This window comes from Leisingera sp. XS_AS12, assembly GCF_041224635.1.
In the GTDB taxonomy this organism is placed as follows: domain Bacteria; phylum Pseudomonadota; class Alphaproteobacteria; order Rhodobacterales; family Rhodobacteraceae; genus Leisingera.
The window spans coordinates 70,516-94,644 of sequence record NZ_JBGFGM010000094.1; the positions used below are offsets into that span (position 1 = coordinate 70,516).

Here is a 24,129-nt window from a genome sequence, read left to right on the forward strand (position 1 = left end):
CGGTGGAGAGCGCCATGCTCCAGCCGGTGCTCGCGGATTTCCCCGCTTGATCGCTGGCGCGGCCCGTTGCTAGCGTGTACCAGCGCCCGCATTGGGGCTGGCGATTCCGGCTCGCGGCATCTTTCTGGTGCTCACGGACGTCCAATTCGGCAGCCGCATACAGATGAACCCCGGCTCTTCCAAGGGAAACCAAGATCATGAAATACACCGAAGAACACGAATGGCTGCTGCCCGAAGACGATCTGATCACCGTTGGCATCACCGCGCACGCCGCTGCACAGCTGGGCGAGGTGGTCTATGTCGAGCTGCCCGAACCCGGCACCGAGGTCTCCAAGGACGACGAGATCGTTGTGATTGAATCGGTCAAGGCCGCTTCCGACATTCTGGCGCCGCTGGATGGGGAAATCGTCGAGGTGAACGAGGCTCTGGCGGATGATCCCGGCAAGGTGAACGACGATCCGGAAGGCAGCGCCTGGTTCTTCAAGATCAAGGCGTCCGACCTGTCGCCGATGGATGATTACATGGACGAGGCCGCGTACAAGTCGTTTATCGGCTGATCGGTCTCGACCTCAGGGTCCGCCGCATGCGATGCGACGGGCCCATGCCTTGATCCTCTCCAGTTGCTGGTGCGCGGATCAGTCCAGCCGCCGCACCAGGATCTGGTTGCCTTCTCCACGCTTGGTCTCAAACAGCTTCAACGAGGCAATAAGCTCGCTCAGCTTGCGTTTGCCGTAACTGCGGGTGTCGAAATCCGGTGCCGCGGTGGTGATGAACTGGCCGATCTGCCCCAATGTGAACCATTCGTCATCCTGATCGATGGCGTCCATCGCGCGGATCACCAGCTTGGTGGGATCCGGCAGCTCGGCCGGGGGGTCGGCACTCTCGTCTTCCTTGCGCGGCTTCGGCTTTGCCTTGGCGGGTTCCTGCAGCAGGTTCTCGACATAGATGAAACGCTTGCACGCGCGGACAAAGGCGGCCGGGGTCTTGCGCATGCCCATGCCGTACACGTCCAGACCTTGTTCGCGAATTCGGCTGGCCAGCCGGGTGAAATCGCTGTCCGAAGAGATCAGCACAAAGCCGTCGAACCGCCCGGAATGCAGAATGTCCATTGCGTCGATCACCAGCGCGATGTCCGAAGCGTTCTTGCCGGTGGTGTTGGCGAACTGCTGATGAGGCACAATCGCCAGGGCCGCCAGTTTTTCCTTGTTCCAGCCCTGCGGGCTACCGCCGGCGAAATCGCCGTATATGCGGCGGATGCTGGCCTCGCCGAAGGAGGCGATTTCCTCGAACATCGCTTCGGCATATTTGGCCGAGATATTGTCGGCATCAATCAGGACGGCCAGAAGTGGAGGTTTTTCGGGTTTTGCCATTTCCGCGTATGCCTTTTGTGAAAGAGGTTGGGCAGGGGGCCGGGGGGCCCTCTGGCACATCGGGGGATCTGTCAGGTCTGGAATGCAGTATGTGCGGCCGCTTGCGGGATGCAAGGGGCGTTCAGCCAAATGGGTCTTCGGGGTAGCCGACGCGGGCGAGGTACAGCCCGTGGCCGGGACAGACCGGACCGCAGGCCGCGCGGTCGCGGGCCTCCAGCGCGGCTTTCACATCTGTCGGCTCCCAGGCGCCCGCACCCACGCGTTCCAATGTGCCGACAAAGCTGCGGACCTGATTGTGCAGGAAACTGCGGGCGCGCACGTGGAAATGGATCTCCGGGCCGGAGAACCCCTGCACCCGTTCAACCCTCAGCTCGTCCAGCGTCTTGACGGGACTTGCCGCCTGGCAGATCGAGGAACGGAAGGTCGTGAAATCGTGATTTCCGACCAGGTAGTTGGCGGCTTCCTGCATCGCCTCGACATCGAGGTCGTGGTTCAACTGCCAGACTTGCCCGGCCTCATGCGTGGCGGGGGCGCGGCGGATCAGGATGCGGAACAGATACTGGCGCTCAATGGCCGAGAACCGCGCATGCCAGTCGTCATCGACCCGTGCGCAGTCCACGATCGCGACCGGATCGGGTTTCAGATGGTAATTCAGCGCCTCCGACAGGCGGAACGGGTCCCATTCCCGCACCAGATCGCAATGTGCAACCTGTCCCAGCCCATGTACGCCGGTATCGGTGCGTCCTGCCGCGGCGATGGTATGCTCGCCCGGCTGAAGCCGCGACAGCGCAGCCTCGATCGCGCCCTGCACCGAAGGCTGATCCTTCTGCCTTTGCCAACCGGCAAAAGGCTTCCCGTTGTATTCGACTTTCAGAGCAAAACGCGGCATGGCCGGGCAAGTAGCAATGCCACAGCGCCGGGGCAAGTGTTCTATGCGCACTGGTAAGCGCCTGTCGTCCCGCCTATCTAGGGAAAAGGACAAGAGAAGAGCAGGAACAGTGTCTTGGTGATAACCTCCCTTGCAGACGGGGTGATCAGTGGTGTCGAAAGCGTCACCAGCGGTGTATCCGCGGCGCTGTTTGATCGGCCTCTGCGGCTGGGGGTGACCGGGCTGGCGCGTTCTGGCAAGACGGTTTTCATCACCTCGCTGGTGGCCAATCTGCTGGACCGTGGCCGGATGCTGCAGCTGGCCGCCGCCCGCGAGGGCCGGATCGAGGCCGCGTTCCTGCAACCCCAGCCTGACGATACGGTGCCGCGCTTCGACTATGAAAACCACCTTGCAGCACTGACCGGTCCGACACCGCATTGGCCAGACAGCACACGGGCGGTGTCCGAGCTGCGTCTCAGTCTTCGGGTGCGTCCGGCAGGCCTGCTGGCCGGGTTGCCGGGGCCGCGGACCTTGCATCTCGATATCGTCGATTATCCGGGGGAGTGGCTGCTGGACCTCGGGCTGCTGGACAAATCCTTTGCCGATTGGTCCGCGGAAGTGCTGGCGCGTATCGCAAACCGCCCGCAGGCTCAGGATTACCTGGCCGCGCAGGGGGGCGCCGATCCCGCCGCCGCCCATGAAGAGCCGCAGGCGCAGGCGCTGGCGGCCGCCTTCACCGGCTATTTGCACGCAGCCCGCGCCGATGGGTTTTATGACTGCACGCCGGGGCGTTTCCTGCTGCCCGGCGATCTCGCGGGCTCGCCGGTGCTGACCTTTGCTCCCTTGAGGTCCGTGGAAGCACCGTCCCGGGGCAGCCTCTGGCGCGAAATGGAGCGGCGATACGAGGCCTACAAGGCCAAGGTGGTTATGCCCTTCTTTCGCGACCATTTTGCCCGCATCGATCGGCAGGTGGTGCTGGTGGATGCGCTCTCGGCGATCAGCTCGGGTCCCCAGGCGGTCGAGGATCTGCGCCACGCGATGGTCGACATCCTCAGTGCGTTCAAGCCGGGTCGCAACCATTTCCTGACCCGTCTGTTGGGCGGTAAACGGGTGGAAAAGATCCTGTTCGCCGCCACCAAGGCCGACCATCTGCACCATAGCCAGCATGACAGGATGACTGCCATCATCGAGGCGTTGACGCGCGAGGCGCAGGATCGCGCCCGCTTTGCCGGCGCCGAGACAGCGGCGCTGGCCCTGGCCGCCCTGCGCACCACCACCGAGGAAATGCGCCATCACGACGGAGGCGAGCTGCCTTGCGTGCGCGGTACACTGCTGGACAGCGGTCGGCAGGTGGCCTGCTACCCCGGCGCGCTGCCCGACGATCCGGCGCAGCTGCTGGTGCCTGCCCAACAGGGCGCGACCCGCTGGTTGGAGGGCGACTATCAGGCGATGCGCTTTGCCCCTGCGCCGCTGACACTGAAACATGGCAGCGGTCCGCCGCATATCCGGATGGACCGCGCCGCGGAATTTCTGATCGGAGATGCCTTGTGACCTTTTGCTTGCGGTCGGCAACCCCGCTGGATGCCGGGCAGACCGGCTGGATCCTGCATCGGTTCGCCGCGGTGACCCCCTGGATGCCTGCCCTGCACTCCGAGGCTGAGGCCATCTCCTTTTGCGGTGAGATGATCGACCGTGGCTGGGTCACGGTGGCGGGACGCGGGCGGCACGTGCATGGCTTCCTGGCGCGTGACGGGCAGCAGGTTCATGCGCTTTACGTGGCCCCCGAGGCCTGTGGTCAGGGGATCGGAAAGGCGCTTCTGGATGCGGCCAAGGTGGGACAGCCACGCTTGCAGTTGCAGACGTTTCAGGCCAATGACGGCGCCCGTCGTTTTTACCGGCGGGAAGGTTTCGCCGAAACCGCCCGCAGTGATGGTTCCCACAATGATGAGGGTCTACCGGACATCACCTTTGAATGGCGCGCGCAGCACAAGGCGGCAGCATGAGCAAGAAGCCGGTTCTGATCGATCTTGAAGACACCTCGGACACGCCTTCGGTGGCCGAGGCACCGCCGGTTCCGGAGAGCGCGGCGGCTCCCGCTGCGTCCCCGGCGGCGATGGAGCAGGCCGCGAGAATCGCAGCGCGCAAGTCTTCCCGGCTGGCGCGTTGGTTCTGGGGGCTGCTTGTCGCGGTGGTCGGCGCCATGGTTTCGGTCGCCACCTGGGATTTTGCCACGGCCCTGATCGATCGCTTGCCCGTGCTGGGATGGGCCGTCACCGCAGGGCTGGCGGTGCTGGCAGTGCTCGCGCTGGGTCTTGGCTTGCGCGAGTTGGCCGCACTGTCACGGCTACGCCGGGTGGATGCCCTGCGCCAGGCGGCAGCCGAATGTCACGACCTCGAGACGGCGCGGGCATTTGCCCGGCGTATGGAAGGCTTCTTCAAAGGACGAAGTGATCTGGCCTGGCAGCGGGCACGATTTTCAGAGCGGTGTGAAGAGGTGATGGATCCCGATGCCCTGCTGTTGCAGATCGAGACCGATCTGTTGGCGCCGCTGGATGCGCTGGCGCTGCGCGAGGTGGAGGCTGCCGCGCGTCAGGTTGCCACTGTAACGGCATTGGTCCCCATCGCGCTTGCGGATGTGCTGACGGCGCTGGTGTCATCTTTGCGGATGATCCGCCGGGTTGCCGCGATCTATGGCGGGCGGCCGGGGCTTGTCAGCAGCTGGCGGCTGACACGAACGGTGCTGGCGCATCTTGCAGCCACTGGCGCGGTTGCGGCCGGCGATGACCTGCTTGAGCCGATTCTGGGCGGCTCTGTCCTGTCCAAAGTGTCGCGTCGTTTCGGCGAAGGTCTGGTCAACGGGGCGCTGTCTGCGCGGGTCGGTCTGGCGGCAATGGAAGTGTGCCGCCCAATGCCGTTCTCGCAAACCCGGCGCCCCAGTACCCGCAAGGTCGTGCAGCGGGCGCTGACCGGGCTGTTCTCGAGGGAAAAATAACCTGCAGTCAGGGGCATGCGCGGCGGGGGCATGGTCGAAGCGGCCGCGCGGCCAGTGTCAGAACCCAGTGTCAGAACAGTTTCGGCGGCTGATCCTTGGGCTGACGCATGGCAACGACCCCGGTGCGAAAGCCTTCGCCTATGCGATCTGCCAGTGCTCCCCACTGCCGGGCGGTGCGCTCGGGGAGTTCCGTCTGCAGCACATCGTGAAACAGCTCCAGCCAGAGTGGAAAATGCTCCGCCTGCACATCCTCGCGGCTGACATGCACCCGCATCGGATTGCCGCTGTAGCTGCGCTCGCGCAGGATGGCATTACGCCAGAAGCCTGCGATCTTTTCCTCATGTTCCGGCCAGTCTTGCACGTGGGCGGCGAACACCGGGCCAAGAACGGGATGCCGCCGCACGCGGGCATAAAAGACGGCGACCACGTGGCTGATCTGTTCGGCCGTGATGTCAAAGCGCGCCAGCGGAGGCTGGGCTTGGGTGTCGGTCATGGTCACTCTGCGATGCTGGATCTCTGGGGCTAGATAGCGACAGCAGCCGCGCGGCGGAAGGGGGCGGGCGCTTGTGCCGCATCTGACCGCTTTACCCGGTCCGCGGCGCAGCCTATAAGGCACCTCATGTCCCATATCGCGGCCATCATTATTCGAATTATATTCCCGGCGCTCTGACACGATTGAGCCGCCGGGCAAAGGCGCTTGAGCCATCGCGCCGAACCGAATATCCCGAACACCGACCTGATTAGCCAAAGGACGCCCCCGATGTGCGCCGACACGCCCCAGACGCCTGACTACAAAGATACCCTGAACCTGCCGAAAACCGACTTCCCGATGCGGGCAGGCCTGCCCAAGCGCGAGCCCGCCTGGCTGGAGCGCTGGGCGCAGATCGGTGTCTATGACAGCTTGCGCGCGAAAGCCGCCGCCGCCAAGGGGACCGATGCCGAACGCAAGCCCTTTACCCTGCACGACGGCCCTCCCTACGCGAACGGCCATCTGCACATCGGCCACGCGCTGAACAAGACCATCAAGGACATGATCGTGCGCAGCCACCAGATGATGGGCTTTGACGCGCGTTACGTGCCCGGCTGGGACTGCCACGGCCTGCCGATCGAATGGAAGATCGAGGAGCAGTACCGCAAGAAGGGCAAGAACAAGGATGCGGTGCCGGTCGTTGAATTCCGTCAGGAATGCCGCAAGTTCGCCGAGGGGTGGATCGATGTCCAGCGCGAGGAATTCAAGCGTCTCGGCATCACCGGCAACTGGGACGATCCCTATATCACCATGGACTATCACGCCGAGGCGGTGATCGCGGATGAGTTCATGAAGTTCCTGATGAACGGTACCCTCTATCAGGGCTCCAAGCCCGTGATGTGGTCGCCGGTCGAGAAGACCGCCCTGGCTGAAGCCGAGGTCGAATATCACGACAAGGAAAGCTTCACCATCTGGGTCAAGTTCAAGGTGGCCGAGGCGGGTGGCTTCGTGGCTGCCGACGGCGAGGACGCGGACTTTGCGGGCGCCGATGCGGCGATCGTGGCGCAGGATCTGGAAGGCGCCTATGTGGTGATCTGGACCACCACCCCCTGGACCATCCCGTCGAACAAGGCGGTCGTCTACGGCGAGGACATCGACTACGGTCTCTACGAGGTGACCGGCACGCCGGAGGAATGCTGGGCCAAGGTGGGCGACCGCTTCCTGCTGGCGGACAAGCTGGCGGCGGATGTCTTCAAACGGGCCCGTCTCGGCGAAGATCAATACAAGCGCGTCCGCGGCGTGTCCGCCGACGAACTCTCCAGCCTGTCGCTGAAGCATCCGCTGGCTGGCGCCGAAGGCGCAAACGGTGAGTGGGACGACATCCGCGACTTCCGCGCGGCCCCCTTCGTCACCGACACCGAAGGTACCGGCTTTGTCCACTGCGCGCCCAGTCACGGTATGGAGGAGTTCGAGCTCTACCGCGACCTTGGCATGCTGGAGCAGATGATCACCTACAACGTCATGGACGACGGCGGCTTCCGGGCCGATCTGCCGTTCTTCGGCGGCAAGTACATCCTCAACCGCAAGGGCGGTGAAGGTGATGCCAACAAGGCGATCATCGACAAGCTGGCCGAGGTCGGCGGCCTGCTGGCGCGCGGCAAGATCAAGCACAGCTACCCGCATTCCTGGCGCTCCAAGGCGCCGATCATCTATCGCAACACGCCGCAGTGGTTCGCCAGCGTCGACCGCAAGCTGGACGATGGCATGGGCGAGATGGGCAACAGCATCCGCGAACGCGCGCTGCGCTCGATCGACGAGCTGGTGAAATGGTGGCCGCAGACCGGCCGCAACCGCCTGCACTCGATGATCGAAAGCCGCCCCGACTGGGTGCTGTCGCGCCAGCGCGCCTGGGGCGTGCCGCTGACCTGCTTCACCAAGAAAGGCGCGCTGCCGACTGACGCGGACTTCCTGCTGCGCAACGCAGAGGTCAACAAACGCATCGTCGCGGAGTTCGAGGAGCACGGCGCCGACGTCTGGTATGAAGAGGGCTTCAAGGCCAAGGTTCTCGACGGCATCGTAGACCCTGATGACTACGATCAGGTCTTCGACGTGCTCGACGTGTGGTTTGATTCCGGTTCGACTCACGCCTTCGTTCTGCGTGACCGCGAGGATGGCACCGAGGACGGTATCGCCGACGTTTACATGGAAGGCACCGACCAGCACCGTGGCTGGTTCCACTCGTCCCTCTTGCAGGCCTGCGGCACCAAGGGCCGCGCGCCCTACCGCAACGTGGTGACCCACGGCTTCACGCTGGACGCCAAGGGCATGAAGATGTCCAAGTCGCTGGGCAACACCATCGTTCCGGAAGAGGTCGTCAAGCAGTATGGCGCCGATATCCTGCGTTTGTGGGTGGCCCAGACCGATTACACCGCCGACCAGCGCATTGGTCCGGAAATTCTGAAAGGCACCGCCGACAGCTACCGCCGCCTGCGCAACACCATGCGGTTCATGCTCGGTTCTCTCGGTGATTTCAGCGAGGACCAGCGGGTCGACCCGGCGGACATGCCGGAGCTGGAGCAATGGGTGCTGCATCGCCTCGCCGAGCTCGATCACAAGGTCCGCACCGGCTATCAGTCCTTTGATTTCCAGGGCGTGTTCTCGGCGGTGTTCAACTTTGCCACCGTGGACCTGTCGGCCTTCTACTTCGACATCCGCAAGGACGCGCTGTATTGCGACGGCGACACCCTGAATGCGCGCGCTGCGCGTACGGTGCTGGACATCCTGTTCCATCGCCTGACCACCTGGCTGGCGCCGATCCTGGTCTTTACCATGGAAGAGGTCTGGCTGGAAAAATACCCGGGCGAAGGCAGCTCCGTGCACCTTCAGGACATTCCCGAAACACCGCATGACTGGCTGAACGAGCCGCTTGCCGCGAAATGGGCCAAGATCCGTCAGGCCCGCCGTGTGGTGACTGCCGCCCTCGAAGTGCAGCGCACCGACAAGGTGATCGGGGCGTCGCTGGAGGCCGCTCCGGTGGTTCACGTCCGCGATGCGGAGACCCGGGCGGCCCTGTCTTCGGTCAATTTCGCTGACATCTGCATCACCTCCGACATCTCTCTGACAGGCGATCCGGCCCCGGCCGAAGCCTTCCGCATGCCTGAGGTCGACGGCGTGTCTGTGGTCTTCGAGCGGGCCGAAGGTGACAAATGTCAGCGCTGCTGGAAGATTCTGCCGGATGTGGGCGCGCACAGCCACCCGGGCGTCTGCGGGCGCTGCAACAGCGCGCTGGGATAAGGTCTTCACGATCTTGCTGATCAGACATGCTGCACCCGGCCGTCACGGCCGGGTGTTTTGCGTTATGCCCGGGTCCTTCGTTCGTCGGTGTTTCTTTTACGCAACCTGTCGGTGAGTTTTCCCTCGGAACAATCATATGCGCTGCGCGGATATTGACCGATTTTCTTCGAGTGGTTAACAAATCGTTAACTTCACGCGAAGATTCCGAGCAGTACAGAACGCGACGTGGGGCAGGGGCGCAGGGCATGTTGAAACGATATTCGGAGACCCAACCGGTGGGCAGGTACGGCGATACCGCCCGCGCACGCCGGGTCAGTGTGCGGATAGACGGGGTGACGGCTCCGCGCCATATCCGGATCGGTCTGGTGCCCAACCGCGCGGGCGGTTCCGTGATCGCAGCACCGCCGCCTGCCTGCGTGCCAACGCTGTCCTCTGCGGCCACCGGCGCGGCGTCGCATGACGTTCCGCCCGGGGGATCGCCGGTCTTGCATCTGGTCGCCGGGATCACTCAGCTCGCGCTGCGCGGTGTGGCGGCTCTGATCTTTGGCATGGGCAGGATCTTCCGGCAGTTTTGGCGCGGAATGCGGGGCTGGACCGGACGCATCGGCAACCTGTCCCGCCTGTCCCTTGCCGCAGCAGTGCTGAGTGTTGCGATGGCGGCCTTGCTGCACGCCCAGTTCAGTCGTGTCCCGGCGATGCCTGCAGCTGTGCATCCGGCCTCGCCGACCGGCGGCCCGGCGCTGCCGGGGACTGCCTATGCCGCGGCGGTCGCCGACATTGCCCGGCCTGCGACCTGGACGTCGGCTTCCGCGCCGCAGGGGCAGGTCCCGCTTGGTGCGGGTGCCGCCGCTGCTGCCACCACGCTCGATGGCGATGCGCTGGTCGCGCGGATGACTGCCGGAACGCTTGCAGCCCTGCGCAGCAGCCCGTCTCAGCCGGGCCCGACGCTATCCGCGTCCACGCCCGGTGCCGACGAGGGCAGCGCGCTGTTTCGCATGGTGCGCACGGCCGCCGCGCAGGGGCAGTCCGAGGCCTACATACATCAGCTCGTCAACGCAGCCTATCAGCAAAAGAAGGTCGCCGTTCCAGCCAGCTTGATCCGTGCCGACGGTGAGGTCGACACAGCAACCATCCTGGCTTTGTTTGTCGGCAACTGACCCCAAGCCCGACCATTTCAGCCCGCTCGTGGTCGCCATTGGCAAGGCCAACGCAGCGAACAATCACCAGCCGCCTCAGGCAGACCTCGGTCTGGGGATAGAGGTTCCGAGGGAATGATGAAGACCGTTTTCAGGGCTTTCGGGCTACTTCTGCTGGTGATTGTCGTCCAGCCCGCCAGCGCCTCGGCAGACACCTGCGGAGGTGTTTACACCGTGCAACCGGGGGACAACCTGTCCGGAATCGCCGATCGCATGTACCAGGATGCCGGCAAGTGGCGCGCGATCCACAACCGCAACATGACCTCGATCGGCCCCAGGCCGGAAGGTATCCGCGTTGGCATGCGGCTGTCGCTGCCGTGTCTCGATGGGCAGCCGCAAGGTCTGCCTCAGGGACCGGTGGCCGCAAAGCCGACTTCGGTTTCGACGGGCGATAGCGAGGGCGACTCCAATGCTGCCACGGGCGGCGCGATCAATCTGCTGACGGGCGATGACTTTGCCCCGTTCACCGCCCGAATGGCCCCCGGTGGTGGATTGCTGGCCGAGGTGGTGAGCGCCGGGATGGCGCAGGCTGCCCCGGCCGAGGGTTATGCCATCCATTGGGTCAACGACTGGTCGTCACATTTCGACCCCCTGCTGTCCAACGCCCTGCTGGACCTCGGCTTTCCCTGGTACAAGCCGGCGTGCGACACGATGCCGGACAGCTACCGCTGCCGGAACTTCTTCTTCTCGGAGCCGATGTTCGAGACCCTGATGCTACTCTTTGCCCCCAAGGATCGCCCATTCGAGTTTCGTCGGGACGAAGACATCGAAGGAAAGACGCTGTGTCGCCCTGCGGGCTACCTTACGTTCGATTTGGATCAGGGCGGTCGGCGCTGGGTGGCGGACAACAAGATAACGCTGCTGCGGCCGCATACGGTCCGGGAGTGTTTCGAGCTGGTCGCGGCAGGCCGCGCCGACGCGGTGGCCGTAAACGAGTTCACCGGCCGCAGCGTGATGCGTGAGCATGGGTTCGAGGCGCAATTCTCCGAGATGCCGCAGCCGCTTGCGGTGCTTGGTCTGCATGTGGTGGTGCACAAATCCCATCCCCGTGCGGCGGAGCTGCTGGACATGTTCGACACCGGCTTGCGCGGTATTCGCGACAGCGGCCGCTATCAGGCCATTCTCGATGACCATCTGACACGTTTCTGGCGGGGGCACTGATGCGAGACTGGATCACACGCATTTTCTGCCGCCTTGGTGCGGTCGCGACGCTATGCTGCCTTGCGCCCGCCGCAGCCTTCGCGATTTGCGATGTCGACTACGTGGCCCAGCCCGGTGACACACTGTTTTCGATCGCAGAAACCCATTACGGCGACCGCGACCGCTGGACACTGCTTTATGCGCACAACCAGTCCCGGCTTTCCGGGGCGGCGGTGCTGCCGGGGCGCAGGCTGTTCATCCCCTGTGCGCAAGAGGTTGCAGAAGCTGATGCCCCGGCAGCACCGCCGGAACAGGTGGAGCTGAAGCTGCTGACGGGGGACGGCTACGCGCCGTTCACGGACCGCAATCTGCCGGGGCAGGGCATGGTGACGGAATTGGTCAATGCCGCGCTGGATGTACCCCCCGCGCCCGTCAGCCGCTCGATCACATGGGAGGACGACTGGTCCAGGCATCTGTTCCCGCTGCTGGATTCCAAGGAATTCGACATGGGCTTTCCTTGGGTGAAGCCCGATTGTGAAGCCGAACCGCAAGACCCTGCCTGCACCAACTTTCACTTTTCGGACCCGGTCATGTCGCTGCCGATCATGCTGTTCGTCCGGGTCGGCAGCGACATGCGTCATGACAGCGACGCCGATGTGCTGGGCAAGACCCTATGTCGCCCGGCAGGGCTTTTTACCCATGATCTCAACCGGTCGGACCGGCGCTGGCTGGAGCGGGGCGTGGTTACCCTTGTGCGCCCCCAAACCGCAGAGGACTGCTTTCAGATGGTGCTGGCCGGGCAGGTGGACGCGGTGGCTGTCGACCTCTTCCTTGGTGCCAGCACGCTGGTGGGCGCCGGGCTGCGGGACAGCGTTGTACCGCTGGAAAAGCCGCTGTCAGAGGAAAGTCTGCATGTGGTGATCTCCAAGCACCATTGGCGCGGCACCACGCACCTCTACCGGGTCAACGCAGGCCTGGAGGCGCTGCGCCGCTCCGGTCGGTTCGAGGAAATTATGTCGCGCCACCTGGAGCTGTTCTGGGCCCAGCTGCAATAAGGCGAGACCTGGATCAGATCACCTTGCGGGCTTCGAGGTAGCGGGTCTCGGCTGCCAGTGCGCTGGCAGTCTTGGGGCCAGCCTGCATGCCGCTCATCAGGTCTTGGTAGTAGGCGCCCAGATCGAAGCCGTTCAGTTGCTTGAGTCCCAGTGCTTCGCTGCGGGCGGCTTCGCGGGCCGGGCCGACGTGCTGCGGGGTCAGCGCCTGCGGGCGCTCTGCGCTCAGCGCTTCTTCCCGTGCCACATTGCGTGCCAGGCCCTGCGTCGCACCGCTTGTGCGGGCTGCATCCACCGACTGGTCAGCGGTGGTTGCAATTTCCAGCTGCGCACGGCGCGCTGCTTGAAGCTGTTTCAGACCCGGATGGTAGCTGGAGGCGTTGGCGATTGCGGGAAGCATGTGGAAACCTTTTAATAACATTCGACGCTGTGTTGATATTCACTTTAGAATAATTTGAGCTAATGTGTGAAACTTCCGTTAGGTTTGGTTAACAATGTGTTAACATTGGCCGTGCGGTTGGGAGGGGCAGGTGAACTCAGCCAGTCTGGACACGCCGGTTGGACCGCTCAGCGTGGCGGAGCAGGACGGTGTCATTGTTGGGTTGAGCTGGTCCTCGCAGACCAGCGGCCAGTCGCCGGTGTTGGACCGGGCACTGGCGCAGCTGCGGGCGTATTTCGCCGGAGAGCTGGTGGCGTTCGACTTGCCACTGTGGGTCCGGGGATCCGATTTCCAGCGGGCTGTCTGCGCCTCGATGATGGAGATCCCGTGGGGCGAGACCCGAACCTACGGCGATATCGCCCGCGATTTGGGAACCGCGTCACAACCGGTCGGGGCAGCCTGCGGAAGCAACCCGATCCCAGTGATCATTCCCTGTCACCGCGTTCTTTCGGCCTCCGGCCTCGGCGGCTTCTCGGGGGCGGGCGGCGTGGAAACGAAGGTGTTCTTGTTGAAGCACGAGCGGGTAGCGGGGCTGCTGATCTGACGCTCGCGGGACTTGTCCGACCCAAGGTGGCCAGACCAAAGACGGCTGGACGCCGTCAGCCTTTGCTGTTCTGCACCGCGGCGTCCACGTGCCCGCGCTCAGGCACGATCTGCTGAACGATGCCGACGAACAGCAGGTAGACGGAGGTCACCACCAGCCCCCAGTGGGCCCAGCTGGCCGGGTGGAAGTCGACCCACGCGGCCCAACCGGCAAAGAATGTCCAGGCGAGGGCGATGGGAAGCGACAGGTTGCGCCAGCGTAGCGTGCGTACGGGGTGGATGAATTTGAGCGGCAGGAACATCGCGATGGCCAGCACCGTCACCAGAACGAGGCTGGTCCAGTGGTTCGGCTCAAGGGCAAAGATGACCAGCACCAGCATGTTCCAGCACCCGGGAAAGCCGGAGAAGGAATTGTCCTTGGTCTTCATCCGCGTATCGGCGAAATACATGGCGCTGCCGAAGGTGATGACGATGATCGCGACCCAGCCTGTCCAGCCGGCCATCAATCCGGACTGGAACAACGCGAAGGCGGGGATGAACACATAGGTCAGGTAGTCGATGATGAGGTCGAGCAGCACCCCGTCGAATTCCGGCGCGTAACGCTTGACGTTGTAATGCCGCGCCAGCGGCCCATCGACCCCGTCCACCGCAAAGGCAACCACCAGCCAGACGAACATCAGGCTCCACTTGCCTTCGGCTGCGGCCAGCATCGCCAACATGGCAAAAACGGCTCCGGTGGCTGTCAGGAGGTGTACGGTCAAGGCGCGGATCTGAGGTCTCATGACCCCGTGATGGCGAATTTGTCCCGGCGCCGCAAGCGTTCAGTGCAGCAACTTGCGGGATTCCCCACCCTGGCTGAATTGAATGCGCGACATCCTGCGACCATGCGGGGCAGGGTCCGCGATACCGGGGCGCGAGGCGGGATGTCCAGCGGGCAGGTCGTTGATGCGGGAATAGGGGTGACTGCCGGGCGCGGGCGCTGGGGCAGAGGGGGCGCCATCGGCAAACAGGGCGGCAAAACCGGTCAGGGTCATTGCGAAATCCTTTCTGGATTGATTTGCGCCCATTTCGCCTGTCCGGTGTTAACAGCCCCTTTCAGCCCGCCCTTTATTTCGGTTGCATTTTAACGACCCGCCTGCGCGGGCGACGCCAGTTGCCGCAAAAACGGGTGGTCCTTTGCCAGCGCGGAGTCAGGCCTTCGGGTGCGTGCGCCTGTAGACATCCATAAGGTGCCGACTGTCCACCGCGGTATAGGTCTGGGTGGTCGACAGCGAGGCATGTCCCAGAAGTTCCTGGATCGCGCGCAAATCCCCGCCTGCCTCCAGCAGATGGGTGGCAAAGCTGTGCCGCAGCGCGTGCGGCGTGGCGGTGGCGGGCAGGCCCAGCTGGGCGCGGGTGCGCGCCATCACGTCCTGGATCTGACGCGGGTTCAACGCCCCGCCACGGACCCCGCGAAAGAGCGGCGCATCGGCCTCGAGCGGGAAGGGGCACTGCGCGAGGTATCGGTCGACCGCGTCCCGTGCCGCCGGGAGCACCGGAACCACGCGTTCCTTGTTCCCCTTGCCGAGGATCCGCAGCACCGGTGGCAACGGCGCATCGGCCCCGGTCAGCCCCAGCGCTTCGGAGATCCGCAACCCGCAGCCGTAGAGAAGCGTGACCACCGCCACATCGCGCGCCGCGACCCAGGATTTCTGGGATTGCAGCTCGACGGTTTCCAGCACCGCCTTGGCGGCATCCGGTGCCAGCGGGCGGGGCAGTTTCTTCTGAAACTTCGGAGCTCGTGCGGACAGCACGGCCGAGGGCTCGAAGCCTTCGCGTTGGGCCAGCCACCGGTAAAAGCTTTTGACGGCCGAAAGCTTGCGCGCCAGAGACCGCGCCCCGGTGCCGCTGCCGCGTTCGGAGGCCATCCAGGCCCGCATGTCGGCAGTGGTGATGCGCGCCAGCGCTCCAAGCCCCTGCGGGCCGCCGCTGTGCTGTGTCATGAAGGCCAGAAAGCCGGTGACGTCACCGCGGTAGGCGGTGCAGGTATTGGCGGAGGCGCCTTCCAGTCCACCGAGCCGCTCAAGCCACTGTTGCAGGGCATCGCGGCACGCCGGGGAGATCATCGTCATGCCAGCCAGTAGCGCATCGAGCGTTCGAACACGCCACCGAAAAACGTCAGCAAATCGCTGGCCTGCATCGGGGAGAACTGCTGCGGGTCCGCCGAGCCCAGCACCAGCATGCCGGGCAAGCGCCCTTCGCCGAGATCCAGCATCAGGCAGGCTTCTGACCGGATGGTTTCGGCCTTGGCCCCGTAGACGCGGGGGCTGGCGCTTTCGGTCTGGCGCAGCGTGACCGGGCGATCGGTTGCGGGTTGACCGGCGTAGCTTTCGGTAAAACCGGGACCGGCCAGTTTCAGCACGCCGGCCTTGCGCTCCACCTCGGCGCCGCTGCCCGGGCGGGAGGTCTCCAGCACCAGAGACAGCGCGTCAACGCGCAGGATCTCCGGCATGTCCTGCTCAAGACAGGTGAGAAAGCTCGCAAAGTCCTGTGGCTCCATCAGCCGGAGCACCGCACGGTGGATCAGGTTGGTGCCCGCCAGATTGTCGTAGGCGGCGGCAATCACCGAACGGTGTGTATCCTCCAGCCGGTCGAGCCGGGCTGCCAGACGTTCCATCGCAATGCCGCGCAGGTCGACGACGTTGGACCCCATCGCGCGTTCGTTGGCGGCAACCAGCGCACTCATGAGGTGCTGGTCTTCCAGCACGGCGTCGGGTTTGGCGAGGATCGCCTCGCGCAGCTTGTCTTCCAATTCGGCTGATCGGTTTGAACTGCTCATGGGAACACTCTTGCGGCTCTGGACCTCTGACGGGTTTGGCCCGTGTATAACACGGCTTTTGCCCGATGCCGCCGAAAAATGCGGAACTCGGGGAATTTGCCGCGCAGGATGGCTCCCGCCCGTCGTCGGGGCATCGCAATGCCCCACTCCCGTTGGGCCGGGCGCCGGGCCTGGCCCGGCGCTGCAGCGCATTCGCGCAACCGATTCCAGATCGCGGCAGCGACCCGGATTCGGCCGGCGGGGGTGCGCGGTGCGGAAAGGGGGCAGACTGTTTGGCCAGCGGTCCAAGAAAAAAGACGCCCCGATCCGGAGCGCCTTGAGTGATTTGCTTATGTCAGGGCGATCAGAGGATCTTGATCTCGGCCGCCTTGATGTCGGCCAGGAACGCATCCAGCCCCTTGTCGGTCAGCGGGTGGTTCACCATCGACTTGATCACGGCGGGCGGCGCGGTGATCACATCGGCGCCGATGCGGGCCGAATCCAGCACGTGGTTCACGGTGCGGATCGAGGCCGCCAGGATCTGGGTCTCGAAGCCGTAGTTGTCATAGATGGTGCGGATGTCCTCGATCAGCTCCATGCCGTCGAGGTTGATGTCATCCAGGCGGCCGATGAAGGGCGAGATGAAGGTTGCGCCCGCCTTGGCGGCCAGCAGCGCCTGGTTGGCGGAGAAGCACAGGGTCACGTTGACCATGTGGCCATCGTCGGTCAGCGTCTTGCAGGCCTTCAGACCATCCCAGGTCAGCGGCACCTTGACGGCGATGTTCTCGGCGATCTCGACCAGCTTGCGGCCTTCGGCGATCATCGTCTCGGCGTCGGTTGCGGTAACCTCGGCAGACACCGGACCGTCCACCAGGTTGCAGATCTCCTTGGTGACTTCGATGATGTCACGGCCGGATTTCTTGATCAGCGAGGGGTTGGTGGTCACGCCGTCCACCATGCCCAGATCGTTCAGCTCGGCAATGGCGTCGATCTCGGCGGTATCTACGAAGAATTTCATGGGGCAGTCCTTTGGATGGGTTGGCCTCGGTCGCTTCAGCCTTTACCTCATGGGACTACGGGCGGCAACACGGGCAGAGGCATGAGCGGGCAGGAGTTCTTTCAGGCAGGCGAGCGGGTCGGGGTGCTGACCACGCAACCCCTTGACCGGCTTCTGGATTACCGCGCGCCGGAGGGCGGCTGCTTCCTCGGCGCCTATGTCGAAGTGCCGTTGGGCCCGCGCAAGGTGCTGGGCGTGGTCTGGGGACCGGGGGCGGGCGATTTCGATTCGGCCAAGCTGCGCTCGGTCATCCGTGTGCTGGACGTCGCCCCGATGCGTACCGAAATGCGCCAGTTCCTCGGCAAGGCCGCCGATTACACCCTGACCCCGATGCCCGCGATGCTGCGGCTGGCCACCCGCGCGCCGGGCCTCAGCGATCCGCCCTCGATGCGCAAGATCCTGCGCCGCGGCGAAGGCACGCCGGACCGGATGACCGACGCCCGCCGCCGCGTGCTGGAGGTGCTGGAGCAATACGGCGGCCTCGCCTTCACGCCCAGGGAACTGGCCGATATGGCGGATGTGACGCCGTCGGTGGTGAAGGGGCTGGTGAAACAGGGCGCCCTGCGCGAAGAGGAGGCGCCGCGCGACACCCCCTATCCGCATCTGGACCCGGAACTGCCCTCCAAGCAGCTGACCGAAGACCAGGCAAGGGCCGCCGCGGCGCTGGCGGAAGGCGTCCGCAGCGGGCGCTATGGCACGACCCTGCTGAAGGGCGTCACCGGTTCAGGCAAGACCGAGGTCTACCTCGAGGCGGTGGCCGCCGCCCTGCGCGCCGGACGGCAGGCGCTGGTGCTGCTGCCGGAAATTGCACTGACCGCGGAATTCCTGACCCGGGTCGAAGCCCGCTTCGGGGCGAAACCTGCCGAATGGCACTCGGGCGCGACCATGACCGAACGCCGCCGGGTCTGGAAGATGGTCGGGCAGGGCGCGGCGCAACTGGTGATCGGCGCCCGCTCGGCGCTGTTCCTGCCGTTTCGCGACCTCGGCCTGATCATCGTCGATGAGGAGCACGATACCTCTTACAAGCAGGAAGACGGGGTTCTCTACAACGCCCGCGACATGGCCGTGCTGCGGGCGGCCATGTGCTCGGCGCAGGTGGTTCTGGCCTCGGCGACCCCCTCGCTGGAGACATGGGCCAACGCCGAGGCCGGCAAGTACCAGCGGCTGGACCTGACCTCGCGCTTCGGGGCCTCGGTGCTGCCCGAGATGCGGGCGGTCGACATGCGGTCCGAGGACTTGCTGCCCTCGACCTGGATTTCGCCAACCTTGAAGCAGGCAATGAAGCTGCGGCTGGAGCGGGGCGAGCAGTCGCTGCTGTTCCTGAACCGTCGCGGCTTTGCGCCGGTCACCATCTGCCGCGCTTGCGGGGCGCAGGTGGCTTGCGACCATTGCGACGCCCGCATGGTTGAACACCGCTTCATGAAGCGGCTGATGTGTCACCAGTGCGGCGAGACCAAGCCCGTGCCCGAGGTCTGCCCCTCCTGCGAGGTGGAAGGCAAGATGGCCCCCGTCGGCCCAGGTATCGAACGTCTGGCAGAGGAGGCGACCTCGCTGTTTCCCGAAGCGCGGATCGCGGTGCTGAGCTCGGATCTGTTCGGCTCTGCCCGCGCCCTGAAAACCCGGATCGAGGAGATCGCCAAGGGCGAGGCCGACATCATCCTTGGCACCCAGCTGGTTGCCAAGGGGCACAACTTCCCGATGCTGACGCTGGTGGGGGTGATCGACGCGGACCTCGGGCTGCAAGGCTCTGACCTGCGCGCGGCGGAGCGCACCTTTCAGCTGATGCGGCAGGTGGCGGGGCGTGCGGGCCGCGCCGAACGGCCGGGCGAAGCCCTGATGCAGACTTTCCAGCCCGAACACCCGGTGATCCGCGCCATCCTGTCGGGGGATGAAGAGAGCTTCTGGAAGGCCGAGGCCGCCGAACGCCAGGCCGCGGGGGTCCCCCCCTACGGACGGATGGCGGGAATCATCCTCTCCGGGTCGGATTTGGCGGCGGTGTTCGACCTTGGCAACGCGATGGCGCGCAATGACGGACCCTTGCGGCAGATCGGTGCCCAGCTGTTCGGCCCGGCCCCGGCGCCCATCGCCCGCGTGCGCGGCCGCCACCGGGTGCGGCTGCTGGTCAAGGCCGCAAAGGGCGCGCCGTTGCAGGAGGCCATCGCCCGCTGGACCGCGCCTTTGCGCCTGAAGGGCGATCTGCGCCTCAGCATCGACATCGACCCACAGAGCTTTTTCTGACCTGGGCAGCCACGTCCCCGGGAGCGTCTGACACCGGCGCGACGCAGGCCTGTCTGGCCGAAATCCCGCCGGAGCCCGAGGCCGAGCCGCGCACCGGCGTCCCTCCGCTCTCTGCGCGCTGGTGCAAAGCTGACTGTGCAGGTCCGTTTTCCCTCTCGCCAGGCCGGGCGAAGCCGCGTAAACCCTAGCTCATGTTCAGACCCATGCCCCTGTCCGAGGCCCAAGGCCTCCCGTTCTGGCGCCGTCCGGTGACCCTGTTGTTCCTGATGGCGCTGGCGATGCCGATTGCCTTCAACGCCTGGAGCGCGCTGCTCAACAACTTCGTGATCGAGGCGGCGCAGTTCGACGGCTCGGACATCGGCCTGCTGCACACGGTACGCGAGATCCCCGGCTTTCTGGCGGTGGGGGTCATTGCCGTCATCCTGTTCGTGCGCGAACAGGTCTTGGGGCTGATCTCGCTTGTGCTGCTGGGCGTGGCGACCGCGGTCACCGCCTGGTTCCCGTCGCTCGGCGGGATCCTGATGGTGACGCTGCTCAGCTCCATCGGCTTTCACTACTACGAGACGGTGAACCAGTCGCTGCAGCTGCAATGGCTGCCCAAGGACCGTGCGCCGCAGACGCTGGGCTGGCTGGTGGCGGCGGGCTCGGCGGCGACTCTGGTGGTCTATGGCCTCATCGTGCTGACCTGGGACCGCTTCGACCTGGCCTACAATACCGTTTTCCTCGCTGCAGGCGGGGTGACCGCGCTGATCGCTCTGTTCGCCTTGCTGGCCTATCCGCAATTCGACGCACCGCATCCGCAGACCAAGAAGCTGATCCTGCGCAAGCGCTACTGGCTGTATTACGCGCTGCAGTTCATGGCCGGTGCGCGGCGGCAGATCTTCGTGGTCTTCGCCGGCTTCATGATGGTCGAGAAGTTCGGCTTTGAAGTGCATGAGCTGACCGGTCTCTACCTGATCAACCTCGTGATCAACATGACCGTGGCGCCGATGCTGGGCAAGGCGGTGGCGGTGTTCGGTGAGCGCCGCACGCTGATCGTGGAGTACGCCGGGCTGGCCATCGTCTTTGCGGCCTATGGCGGCATCTACTGGTTCGGCTGGGGCGTGGTGATCGCGGCGGTGCTGTATGTCGTGGACCACGTGCTGTTTGCCCTGGCGCTGGCGCTCAAGACCTATTTCCAGAAGATCGCCGATCCCGGCGACATTGCCCCGACCGCGGCCGTGGCCTTTACCATCAACCATATCGCGGCGGTGTTCCTGCCGGTGCTCTTGGGGCTGCTCTGGGTCTATTCGCCGGGTCTTGTCTTTGCCCTGGCGGCGGGCATGGCGCTGATCTCGCTGGCGCTGTCGCTCTTGATCCCGCGCCACCCGGAGCCGGGCAACGAGACGATTTTCAGCAAGTTCGCGCAGCCCGCGCCCGCGGAATGATCCCGCGCTCCGTGGCGGCGGCCAGGGGGCTAATGCTTGACGCGGGCCGCGTTGCGGCCTAGGCGCTGGGCAACAGTTTCAGGAGCGCCGCCATGACCACTTTCACCGCCCTCACCACGCTGACCGCAAAAGCCCAGGCCGAGGCACTGGGCGAAGCCATGGAGCGGCTGAACCCGGAACCCACCGGCATCGGCGTGTTCGAGATGGAAGACGGCTCCGGCCTGTGGGAGGTCGGAGGTTATTTCACCGAGGCCCCGGACGAGGCGGGCCTGGCCCTGCTGGCCGCGATGCATGATGCCAAACCCTTTGTGGTTTCCGAGGTGCCCGAGACCGATTGGGTCGCCCATGTGCGCCGCGAGCTGGCGCCGGTCGAGGCCGGACGTTTCTTCGTTTACGGCAGTCACGACGCTGACAAGCTGCCCGAGGGGCGCATCCCCTTGCTGATCGAGGCGGCGATGGCGTTCGGCACCGGCCACCACGGCACCACGCTGGGCTGCCTGCTGGCGCTGGATTGCTTGCTGGATCAGGGGTTCGAGGCCAACAAGGTCGCGGACATCGGCTGCGGCACCGCGGTGCTCGCGATGGCGGCGGCGCGGGTCTGGGATGGCACCATCCTCGCCAGCGACATTGACGAGGTGGCGGTTGAAGTCGCCGAGGCCAACCTCAAGGCCAACGGCATGGCCGGGCAGGTGACCTGTCTGGAAGCGGCCGGTTTCGACCATCCCCAGCTGCAGGAGCAGGCGCCTTTCGACCTGATCTTTGCCAATATCCTGAAAGGCCCGCTGGTGGCGCTGTCGCCGGAACTGGCCGCGAATCTCCGCCCCGGCGGCTATGCGATCCTGTCCGGCATCCTCAACGAACAGGCCGATGACGTGGTCGCCGTTTATGCACAGAATGGCATCAATCTCACCCGGCGCGAGGAGATTGGTGAATGGACGACGTTGCTGTTGCAGAAGGCAGCCTGATTTCACGCGGCTTTTAGGTGAATTTTATCTAATTGCCGCAATTTTGCCCCATTCCGCTCCAAAGATCGTTCGCCTGTAGCAGGTGGACCTCCTGGAGGCTGGATATGGGCAAGCATCGCGATCAATTTCAGGCACGTTTGAAGCAGATCAACCGCAAGCACGCGGCTCTGTCGTCGGGATGTGCCATCCGTATGCAGCCTGACGGCCTGCTGGTCGCAAAGCCGCTGCGGACGCCATCGCGCGGGCTGGGACGCAAGGGTCTATACGTTCTGGCGGCGTTTCTGGTCTGCAAGGCGTCCCTGATCTGCGCGCTGGGGGAGCAGAGCTACGACGCGCGGGTCGCGCGGCTGTCCCAGGGCAAAGGCATAGAGCAATTCGGTGCCTTGGTGATGCAACGGGATCCGGCCAGCATGGCCTTGGCTGGAGGCATCCGGCAACTGCTCGGCTGACCAACCCATGTCGTGACAAAAAAATACGCCGCGGGCGCCTCAGCGCCGCGGCGATTGTCATGTTCGGACCTCAAGCGCGGCGGGTGCCGCGCGAGCATCTCAGAAGATCGGTTTGCCGTGGGCCACGTCTTCGATGTCGCCGCGGCACAGCCCGATGTCGGACAGCTCGCGGTCGCTCAGCGCCGACAGGGCCTTGCGGGTTGCACGGGCATCATTCCAGGCAACAAGAGCGCCGGTTGCAGCGGCAATCAGGCCGCCGATGCGCCCGAAAAGGCCGGTGGAACCATAAGCGGTGCGGGTGGTGTCAAATGCGGCCATGTCCTTGTCCTCTGATCTGCTGCTGCCGTCGGTCGCGTCTTGCGCGATGGCCGGCATCTAGTTGGGAAAAAACGCTCCGGCAAGTGATGGATTTGCATGTGTCCCATGCAAAAATCGCATGGCTTTGAGCCATAAAAACAAGGGATATGCGCCCGGTTGCTCGAAACGGCCGAGAATGTCGTTTTACGCTATTTGAATGGTCGGTTTCAGACCGTTTTTCGCCCGGTGAGAGAACCGTGGGTTGTGCCGAAGAAATTGGACATGTTCGCGTTTTGTGCTATTGAGGTGAAAATAAATTGCAATGAGCGGGCAGGCAGCGGGCAGAAAATGCGGATATTGGGAATCGATCCGGGGCTGCGCACCCTTGGGTGGGGGGTCATCGAATCAAACGGTCCGCGGCTGTCCCATGTCGCCAACGGGCTGTGTCACTCGGATGGTGATGACCTCGGCGAGCGGCTGTTGTCGTTGCACAATCAGGTGACAGAGGTGATTGCCGCCTATGCGCCCGATCAGGCCGCGATCGAGCAGACCTTCGTCAACAAGGACGGCGCCGGCACGCTGAAGCTGGGCCAGGCCCGCGGCGTGGCTTTGTTGACGCTGGCCAAGGCGGGGCTGCCGGTGGGCGAATATGCCCCCAACCGGGTCAAGAAGACGGTGGTCGGCGTCGGCCATGCGGAGAAGGAACAGGTCATCCATATGGTCAAACTGCAGCTGCCCGGCTGCGCGCCCAAGGGGGCGGATGCCGCGGATGCGCTGGCGATCGCGATCTGTCACGCCTATTACGGTGGCACGGGACAGCGCCAGCTGAAGGAGAAACGCGCATGATCGGCAAGCTGACAGGGCGGTTGGAATACCGCGCGCAGGATCACGTGCTGATCGACGTGCGCGGCGTCGGCTACATCGTCTACTGCTCGGACCGCACCCTTGCGGCGCTGCCCGGCGTCGGAGAGGCGGTGGCGCTTTATACCGACATGGTGGTGCGCGAGGACCTGATGCAGCTCTACGGCTTCCCGTCGCTGGTCGAAAAGGAATGGCACCGGCTGCTGACTTCGGTGCAGGGGGTCGGGGCCAAGGTGTCGCTTGCGATCCTCGGCGCGCTTGGGCCGGATGGGGTCAGCCGGGCGATCGCGCTGGGGGATTGGGCGGCGGTGAAGGCGGCCAAGGGCGTCGGCCCCAAGACCGCGCAGCGCATCGTTCTGGACCTCAAGGACAAGGCGCCCGGCGTGATGGCGATGGGCGGCACAGTCGCTGACGCGATGGACGGACCGGCGCTGGAGGTGATCGAGGACGCAGAGCCAGCCGCCGCCAAGCCATCCCGCAAGACCGCGCCCAAGAAACCTTCGGGTGCAGCGGCGGCCTCGGCCGGGGCGCTGTCGGCACTGGGCAATCTCGGCTATGGTCCATCCGACGCCGCTGCCGCCGTGGCAGAGGCCGCCGCCGCCAGCCCGGAGGCTGACGAGCCGGAACTGATCCGCGCGGCGCTGCGCCTGCTGGCACCAAAGGGGTGATGAGGTG

Annotated in this window: 25 protein-coding genes; 15 read left to right on the forward strand and 10 right to left on the reverse strand. The window is 64.8% G+C overall.

Going from position 1 to position 24,129, the window contains the following annotated elements; all coding sequences use genetic code 11:
- The first annotated feature begins 197 nt into the window (after positions 1-197).
- Positions 198-557, forward strand: coding sequence for a glycine cleavage system protein GcvH (gcvH, locus tag AB9K35_RS10575; RefSeq protein WP_369925940.1), 360 nt, complete (start codon positions 198-200; stop codon positions 555-557).
- Between the two features lie 78 nt (positions 558-635).
- Here the strand turns inward: gcvH and AB9K35_RS10580 are convergent, their stop codons facing one another.
- Positions 636-1,370, reverse strand: a complete 735-nt coding sequence (locus AB9K35_RS10580) for an NYN domain-containing protein (RefSeq protein ID WP_369925942.1) — start codon at positions 1,368-1,370, stop codon at positions 636-638.
- A gap of 121 nt (positions 1,371-1,491) precedes the next feature.
- On the reverse strand, positions 1,492-2,259 hold the full coding sequence (gene truA, locus AB9K35_RS10585; protein WP_369925944.1) for a tRNA pseudouridine(38-40) synthase TruA: 768 nt from the start codon (positions 2,257-2,259) through the stop codon (positions 1,492-1,494).
- Positions 2,260-2,373: 114 nt separating this feature from the next.
- Between truA and AB9K35_RS10590 the strand changes: the two genes are divergently transcribed.
- Genes AB9K35_RS10590 through AB9K35_RS10600 form a run of 3 tightly spaced genes read left to right on the forward strand, consistent with a single transcriptional unit; the run spans position 2,374 to position 5,230 of the window.
- Entirely contained in the window at positions 2,374-3,789 is a 1,416-nt protein-coding gene (locus tag AB9K35_RS10590; protein ID WP_369925946.1) for a YcjX family protein, read from the forward strand.
- Positions 3,786-4,241 (forward strand): GNAT family N-acetyltransferase, encoded by a 456-nt coding sequence (locus AB9K35_RS10595; RefSeq protein ID WP_369925948.1) that lies wholly within the window; start codon positions 3,786-3,788, stop codon positions 4,239-4,241. The genes AB9K35_RS10590 and AB9K35_RS10595 overlap by 4 nt, the downstream gene beginning before the upstream one ends.
- Entirely contained in the window at positions 4,238-5,230 is a 993-nt protein-coding gene (locus tag AB9K35_RS10600; RefSeq protein WP_369925950.1) for a YcjF family protein, read from the forward strand. Before AB9K35_RS10595 ends, AB9K35_RS10600 begins: the two co-directional genes overlap by 4 nt.
- Positions 5,231-5,300: 70 nt before the next feature.
- Here AB9K35_RS10600 and AB9K35_RS10605 read toward each other — a convergent pair whose 3' ends face one another.
- On the reverse strand, positions 5,301-5,723 hold the full coding sequence (locus tag AB9K35_RS10605; RefSeq protein ID WP_369925952.1) for a group III truncated hemoglobin: 423 nt from the start codon (positions 5,721-5,723) through the stop codon (positions 5,301-5,303).
- A 267-nt stretch (positions 5,724-5,990) separates the two neighbouring features.
- Between AB9K35_RS10605 and ileS the strand changes: the two genes are divergently transcribed.
- The 4 genes from ileS to AB9K35_RS10625 all read left to right on the forward strand — a co-directional run bounded on the left by ileS (position 5,991) and on the right by AB9K35_RS10625 (position 12,384).
- A complete protein-coding gene (ileS, locus tag AB9K35_RS10610) occupies positions 5,991-8,993 on the forward strand; it encodes an isoleucine--tRNA ligase (RefSeq protein WP_369925954.1) in 3,003 nt (1,000 codons plus the stop codon).
- A gap of 245 nt (positions 8,994-9,238) precedes the next feature.
- A complete protein-coding gene (locus tag AB9K35_RS10615; RefSeq protein ID WP_369925956.1) occupies positions 9,239-10,150 on the forward strand; it encodes a hypothetical protein in 912 nt (303 codons plus the stop codon).
- Positions 10,151-10,267: 117 nt separating this feature from the next.
- Positions 10,268-11,350, forward strand: a complete 1,083-nt coding sequence (locus tag AB9K35_RS10620) for a transporter substrate-binding domain-containing protein (RefSeq protein ID WP_369926124.1) — start codon at positions 10,268-10,270, stop codon at positions 11,348-11,350.
- The gene (locus AB9K35_RS10625; protein ID WP_369925958.1) at positions 11,350-12,384 is read left to right on the forward strand and encodes a transporter substrate-binding domain-containing protein; all 1,035 of its coding nucleotides are present in this window, start codon (positions 11,350-11,352) and stop codon (positions 12,382-12,384) included. The genes AB9K35_RS10620 and AB9K35_RS10625 overlap by 1 nt, the downstream gene beginning before the upstream one ends.
- A gap of 13 nt (positions 12,385-12,397) precedes the next feature.
- Here the strand turns inward: AB9K35_RS10625 and AB9K35_RS10630 are convergent, their stop codons facing one another.
- Entirely contained in the window at positions 12,398-12,781 is a 384-nt protein-coding gene (locus tag AB9K35_RS10630) for a hypothetical protein (protein WP_369925960.1), read from the reverse strand.
- Between the two features lie 130 nt (positions 12,782-12,911).
- Between AB9K35_RS10630 and AB9K35_RS10635 the strand changes: the two genes are divergently transcribed.
- Positions 12,912-13,364 carry a methylated-DNA--[protein]-cysteine S-methyltransferase gene (locus AB9K35_RS10635; protein ID WP_369925962.1) on the forward strand — a complete coding sequence of 151 codons (453 nt, stop codon included), beginning with the start codon at positions 12,912-12,914 and terminating at the stop codon, positions 13,362-13,364.
- 55 nt (positions 13,365-13,419) lie between these two features.
- On the opposite strand, the gene AB9K35_RS10640 is transcribed toward AB9K35_RS10635, so the two are convergent.
- The 5 genes from AB9K35_RS10640 to fsa all read right to left on the reverse strand — a co-directional run bounded on the left by AB9K35_RS10640 (position 13,420) and on the right by fsa (position 17,178).
- Positions 13,420-14,145: a phosphatidylcholine/phosphatidylserine synthase gene (locus AB9K35_RS10640; RefSeq protein WP_369925963.1), complete on the reverse strand. Its 726-nt coding sequence runs from the start codon at positions 14,143-14,145 to the stop codon at positions 13,420-13,422.
- A gap of 39 nt (positions 14,146-14,184) precedes the next feature.
- A complete protein-coding gene (locus tag AB9K35_RS10645) occupies positions 14,185-14,397 on the reverse strand; it encodes a hypothetical protein (RefSeq protein ID WP_369925965.1) in 213 nt (70 codons plus the stop codon).
- Positions 14,398-14,553: 156 nt separating this feature from the next.
- Positions 14,554-15,474: a tyrosine recombinase XerC gene (locus AB9K35_RS10650; RefSeq protein WP_369925967.1), complete on the reverse strand. Its 921-nt coding sequence runs from the start codon at positions 15,472-15,474 to the stop codon at positions 14,554-14,556.
- On the reverse strand, positions 15,471-16,181 hold the full coding sequence (locus AB9K35_RS10655) for a DUF484 family protein (protein WP_369925968.1): 711 nt from the start codon (positions 16,179-16,181) through the stop codon (positions 15,471-15,473). Before AB9K35_RS10655 ends, AB9K35_RS10650 begins: the two co-directional genes overlap by 4 nt.
- Positions 16,182-16,524: 343 nt before the next feature.
- Positions 16,525-17,178, reverse strand: coding sequence for a fructose-6-phosphate aldolase (gene fsa / locus AB9K35_RS10660; protein WP_222455360.1), 654 nt, complete (start codon positions 17,176-17,178; stop codon positions 16,525-16,527).
- 81 nt (positions 17,179-17,259) lie between these two features.
- On the opposite strand from fsa, the gene AB9K35_RS10665 reads away from it, so the two are divergent.
- The 4 genes from AB9K35_RS10665 to AB9K35_RS10680 all read left to right on the forward strand — a co-directional run bounded on the left by AB9K35_RS10665 (position 17,260) and on the right by AB9K35_RS10680 (position 22,296).
- Positions 17,260-19,455 (forward strand): primosomal protein N', encoded by a 2,196-nt coding sequence (locus AB9K35_RS10665; RefSeq protein ID WP_369925969.1) that lies wholly within the window; start codon positions 17,260-17,262, stop codon positions 19,453-19,455.
- A gap of 191 nt (positions 19,456-19,646) precedes the next feature.
- Positions 19,647-20,882 (forward strand): MFS transporter, encoded by a 1,236-nt coding sequence (locus AB9K35_RS10670; protein WP_369925970.1) that lies wholly within the window; start codon positions 19,647-19,649, stop codon positions 20,880-20,882.
- A gap of 92 nt (positions 20,883-20,974) precedes the next feature.
- Positions 20,975-21,847 (forward strand): 50S ribosomal protein L11 methyltransferase, encoded by an 873-nt coding sequence (locus AB9K35_RS10675; protein ID WP_369925972.1) that lies wholly within the window; start codon positions 20,975-20,977, stop codon positions 21,845-21,847.
- Positions 21,848-21,951: 104 nt separating this feature from the next.
- On the forward strand, positions 21,952-22,296 hold the full coding sequence (locus AB9K35_RS10680; protein ID WP_369925974.1) for a hypothetical protein: 345 nt from the start codon (positions 21,952-21,954) through the stop codon (positions 22,294-22,296).
- 99 nt (positions 22,297-22,395) lie between these two features.
- On the opposite strand, the gene AB9K35_RS10685 is transcribed toward AB9K35_RS10680, so the two are convergent.
- The gene (locus AB9K35_RS10685) at positions 22,396-22,614 is read right to left on the reverse strand and encodes a DUF1127 domain-containing protein (RefSeq protein WP_369925976.1); all 219 of its coding nucleotides are present in this window, start codon (positions 22,612-22,614) and stop codon (positions 22,396-22,398) included.
- A gap of 327 nt (positions 22,615-22,941) precedes the next feature.
- On the opposite strand from AB9K35_RS10685, the gene ruvC reads away from it, so the two are divergent.
- Positions 22,942-23,439 carry a crossover junction endodeoxyribonuclease RuvC gene (gene ruvC / locus AB9K35_RS10690; protein WP_222455354.1) on the forward strand — a complete coding sequence of 166 codons (498 nt, stop codon included), beginning with the start codon at positions 22,942-22,944 and terminating at the stop codon, positions 23,437-23,439.
- The gene (gene ruvA / locus AB9K35_RS10695) at positions 23,436-24,122 is read left to right on the forward strand and encodes a Holliday junction branch migration protein RuvA (protein ID WP_222455353.1); all 687 of its coding nucleotides are present in this window, start codon (positions 23,436-23,438) and stop codon (positions 24,120-24,122) included. Before ruvC ends, ruvA begins: the two co-directional genes overlap by 4 nt.
- The last annotated feature ends 7 nt before the right edge of the window (positions 24,123-24,129 follow it).

Bases quoted from the DNA above. Each gene is read 5' to 3' on its own strand.
- AB9K35_RS10640 (WP_369925963.1), bottom strand. From the start codon at position 14,145: ATGAGACCTCAGATCCGCGCCTTGACCGTACACCTCCTGACAGCCACC.
- AB9K35_RS10675 (WP_369925972.1), top strand. From the start codon at position 20,975: ATGACCACTTTCACCGCCCTCACCACGCTGACCGCAAAAGCCCAGGCC.
- AB9K35_RS10655 (WP_369925968.1), bottom strand. From the start codon at position 16,181: ATGAGCAGTTCAAACCGATCAGCCGAATTGGAAGACAAGCTGCGCGAG.
- AB9K35_RS10605 (WP_369925952.1), bottom strand. From the start codon at position 5,723: ATGACCGACACCCAAGCCCAGCCTCCGCTGGCGCGCTTTGACATCACG.
- gcvH (WP_369925940.1), top strand. From the start codon at position 198: ATGAAATACACCGAAGAACACGAATGGCTGCTGCCCGAAGACGATCTG.
- AB9K35_RS10650 (WP_369925967.1), bottom strand. From the start codon at position 15,474: ATGACGATGATCTCCCCGGCGTGCCGCGATGCCCTGCAACAGTGGCTT.
- AB9K35_RS10645 (WP_369925965.1), bottom strand. From the start codon at position 14,397: ATGACCCTGACCGGTTTTGCCGCCCTGTTTGCCGATGGCGCCCCCTCT.
- fsa (WP_222455360.1), bottom strand. From the start codon at position 17,178: ATGAAATTCTTCGTAGATACCGCCGAGATCGACGCCATTGCCGAGCTG.
- AB9K35_RS10625 (WP_369925958.1), top strand. From the start codon at position 11,350: ATGCGAGACTGGATCACACGCATTTTCTGCCGCCTTGGTGCGGTCGCG.
- AB9K35_RS10670 (WP_369925970.1), top strand. From the start codon at position 19,647: ATGTTCAGACCCATGCCCCTGTCCGAGGCCCAAGGCCTCCCGTTCTGG.
- AB9K35_RS10685 (WP_369925976.1), bottom strand. From the start codon at position 22,614: ATGGCCGCATTTGACACCACCCGCACCGCTTATGGTTCCACCGGCCTT.
- ruvC (WP_222455354.1), top strand. From the start codon at position 22,942: ATGCGGATATTGGGAATCGATCCGGGGCTGCGCACCCTTGGGTGGGGG.
- truA (WP_369925944.1), bottom strand. From the start codon at position 2,259: ATGCCGCGTTTTGCTCTGAAAGTCGAATACAACGGGAAGCCTTTTGCC.
- AB9K35_RS10615 (WP_369925956.1), top strand. From the start codon at position 9,239: ATGTTGAAACGATATTCGGAGACCCAACCGGTGGGCAGGTACGGCGAT.
- AB9K35_RS10620 (WP_369926124.1), top strand. From the start codon at position 10,268: ATGAAGACCGTTTTCAGGGCTTTCGGGCTACTTCTGCTGGTGATTGTC.
- ruvA (WP_222455353.1), top strand. From the start codon at position 23,436: ATGATCGGCAAGCTGACAGGGCGGTTGGAATACCGCGCGCAGGATCAC.
- AB9K35_RS10665 (WP_369925969.1), top strand. From the start codon at position 17,260: ATGAGCGGGCAGGAGTTCTTTCAGGCAGGCGAGCGGGTCGGGGTGCTG.
- AB9K35_RS10680 (WP_369925974.1), top strand. From the start codon at position 21,952: ATGGGCAAGCATCGCGATCAATTTCAGGCACGTTTGAAGCAGATCAAC.
- ileS (WP_369925954.1), top strand. From the start codon at position 5,991: ATGTGCGCCGACACGCCCCAGACGCCTGACTACAAAGATACCCTGAAC.
- AB9K35_RS10580 (WP_369925942.1), bottom strand. From the start codon at position 1,370: ATGGCAAAACCCGAAAAACCTCCACTTCTGGCCGTCCTGATTGATGCC.
- AB9K35_RS10630 (WP_369925960.1), bottom strand. From the start codon at position 12,781: ATGCTTCCCGCAATCGCCAACGCCTCCAGCTACCATCCGGGTCTGAAA.
- AB9K35_RS10600 (WP_369925950.1), top strand. From the start codon at position 4,238: ATGAGCAAGAAGCCGGTTCTGATCGATCTTGAAGACACCTCGGACACG.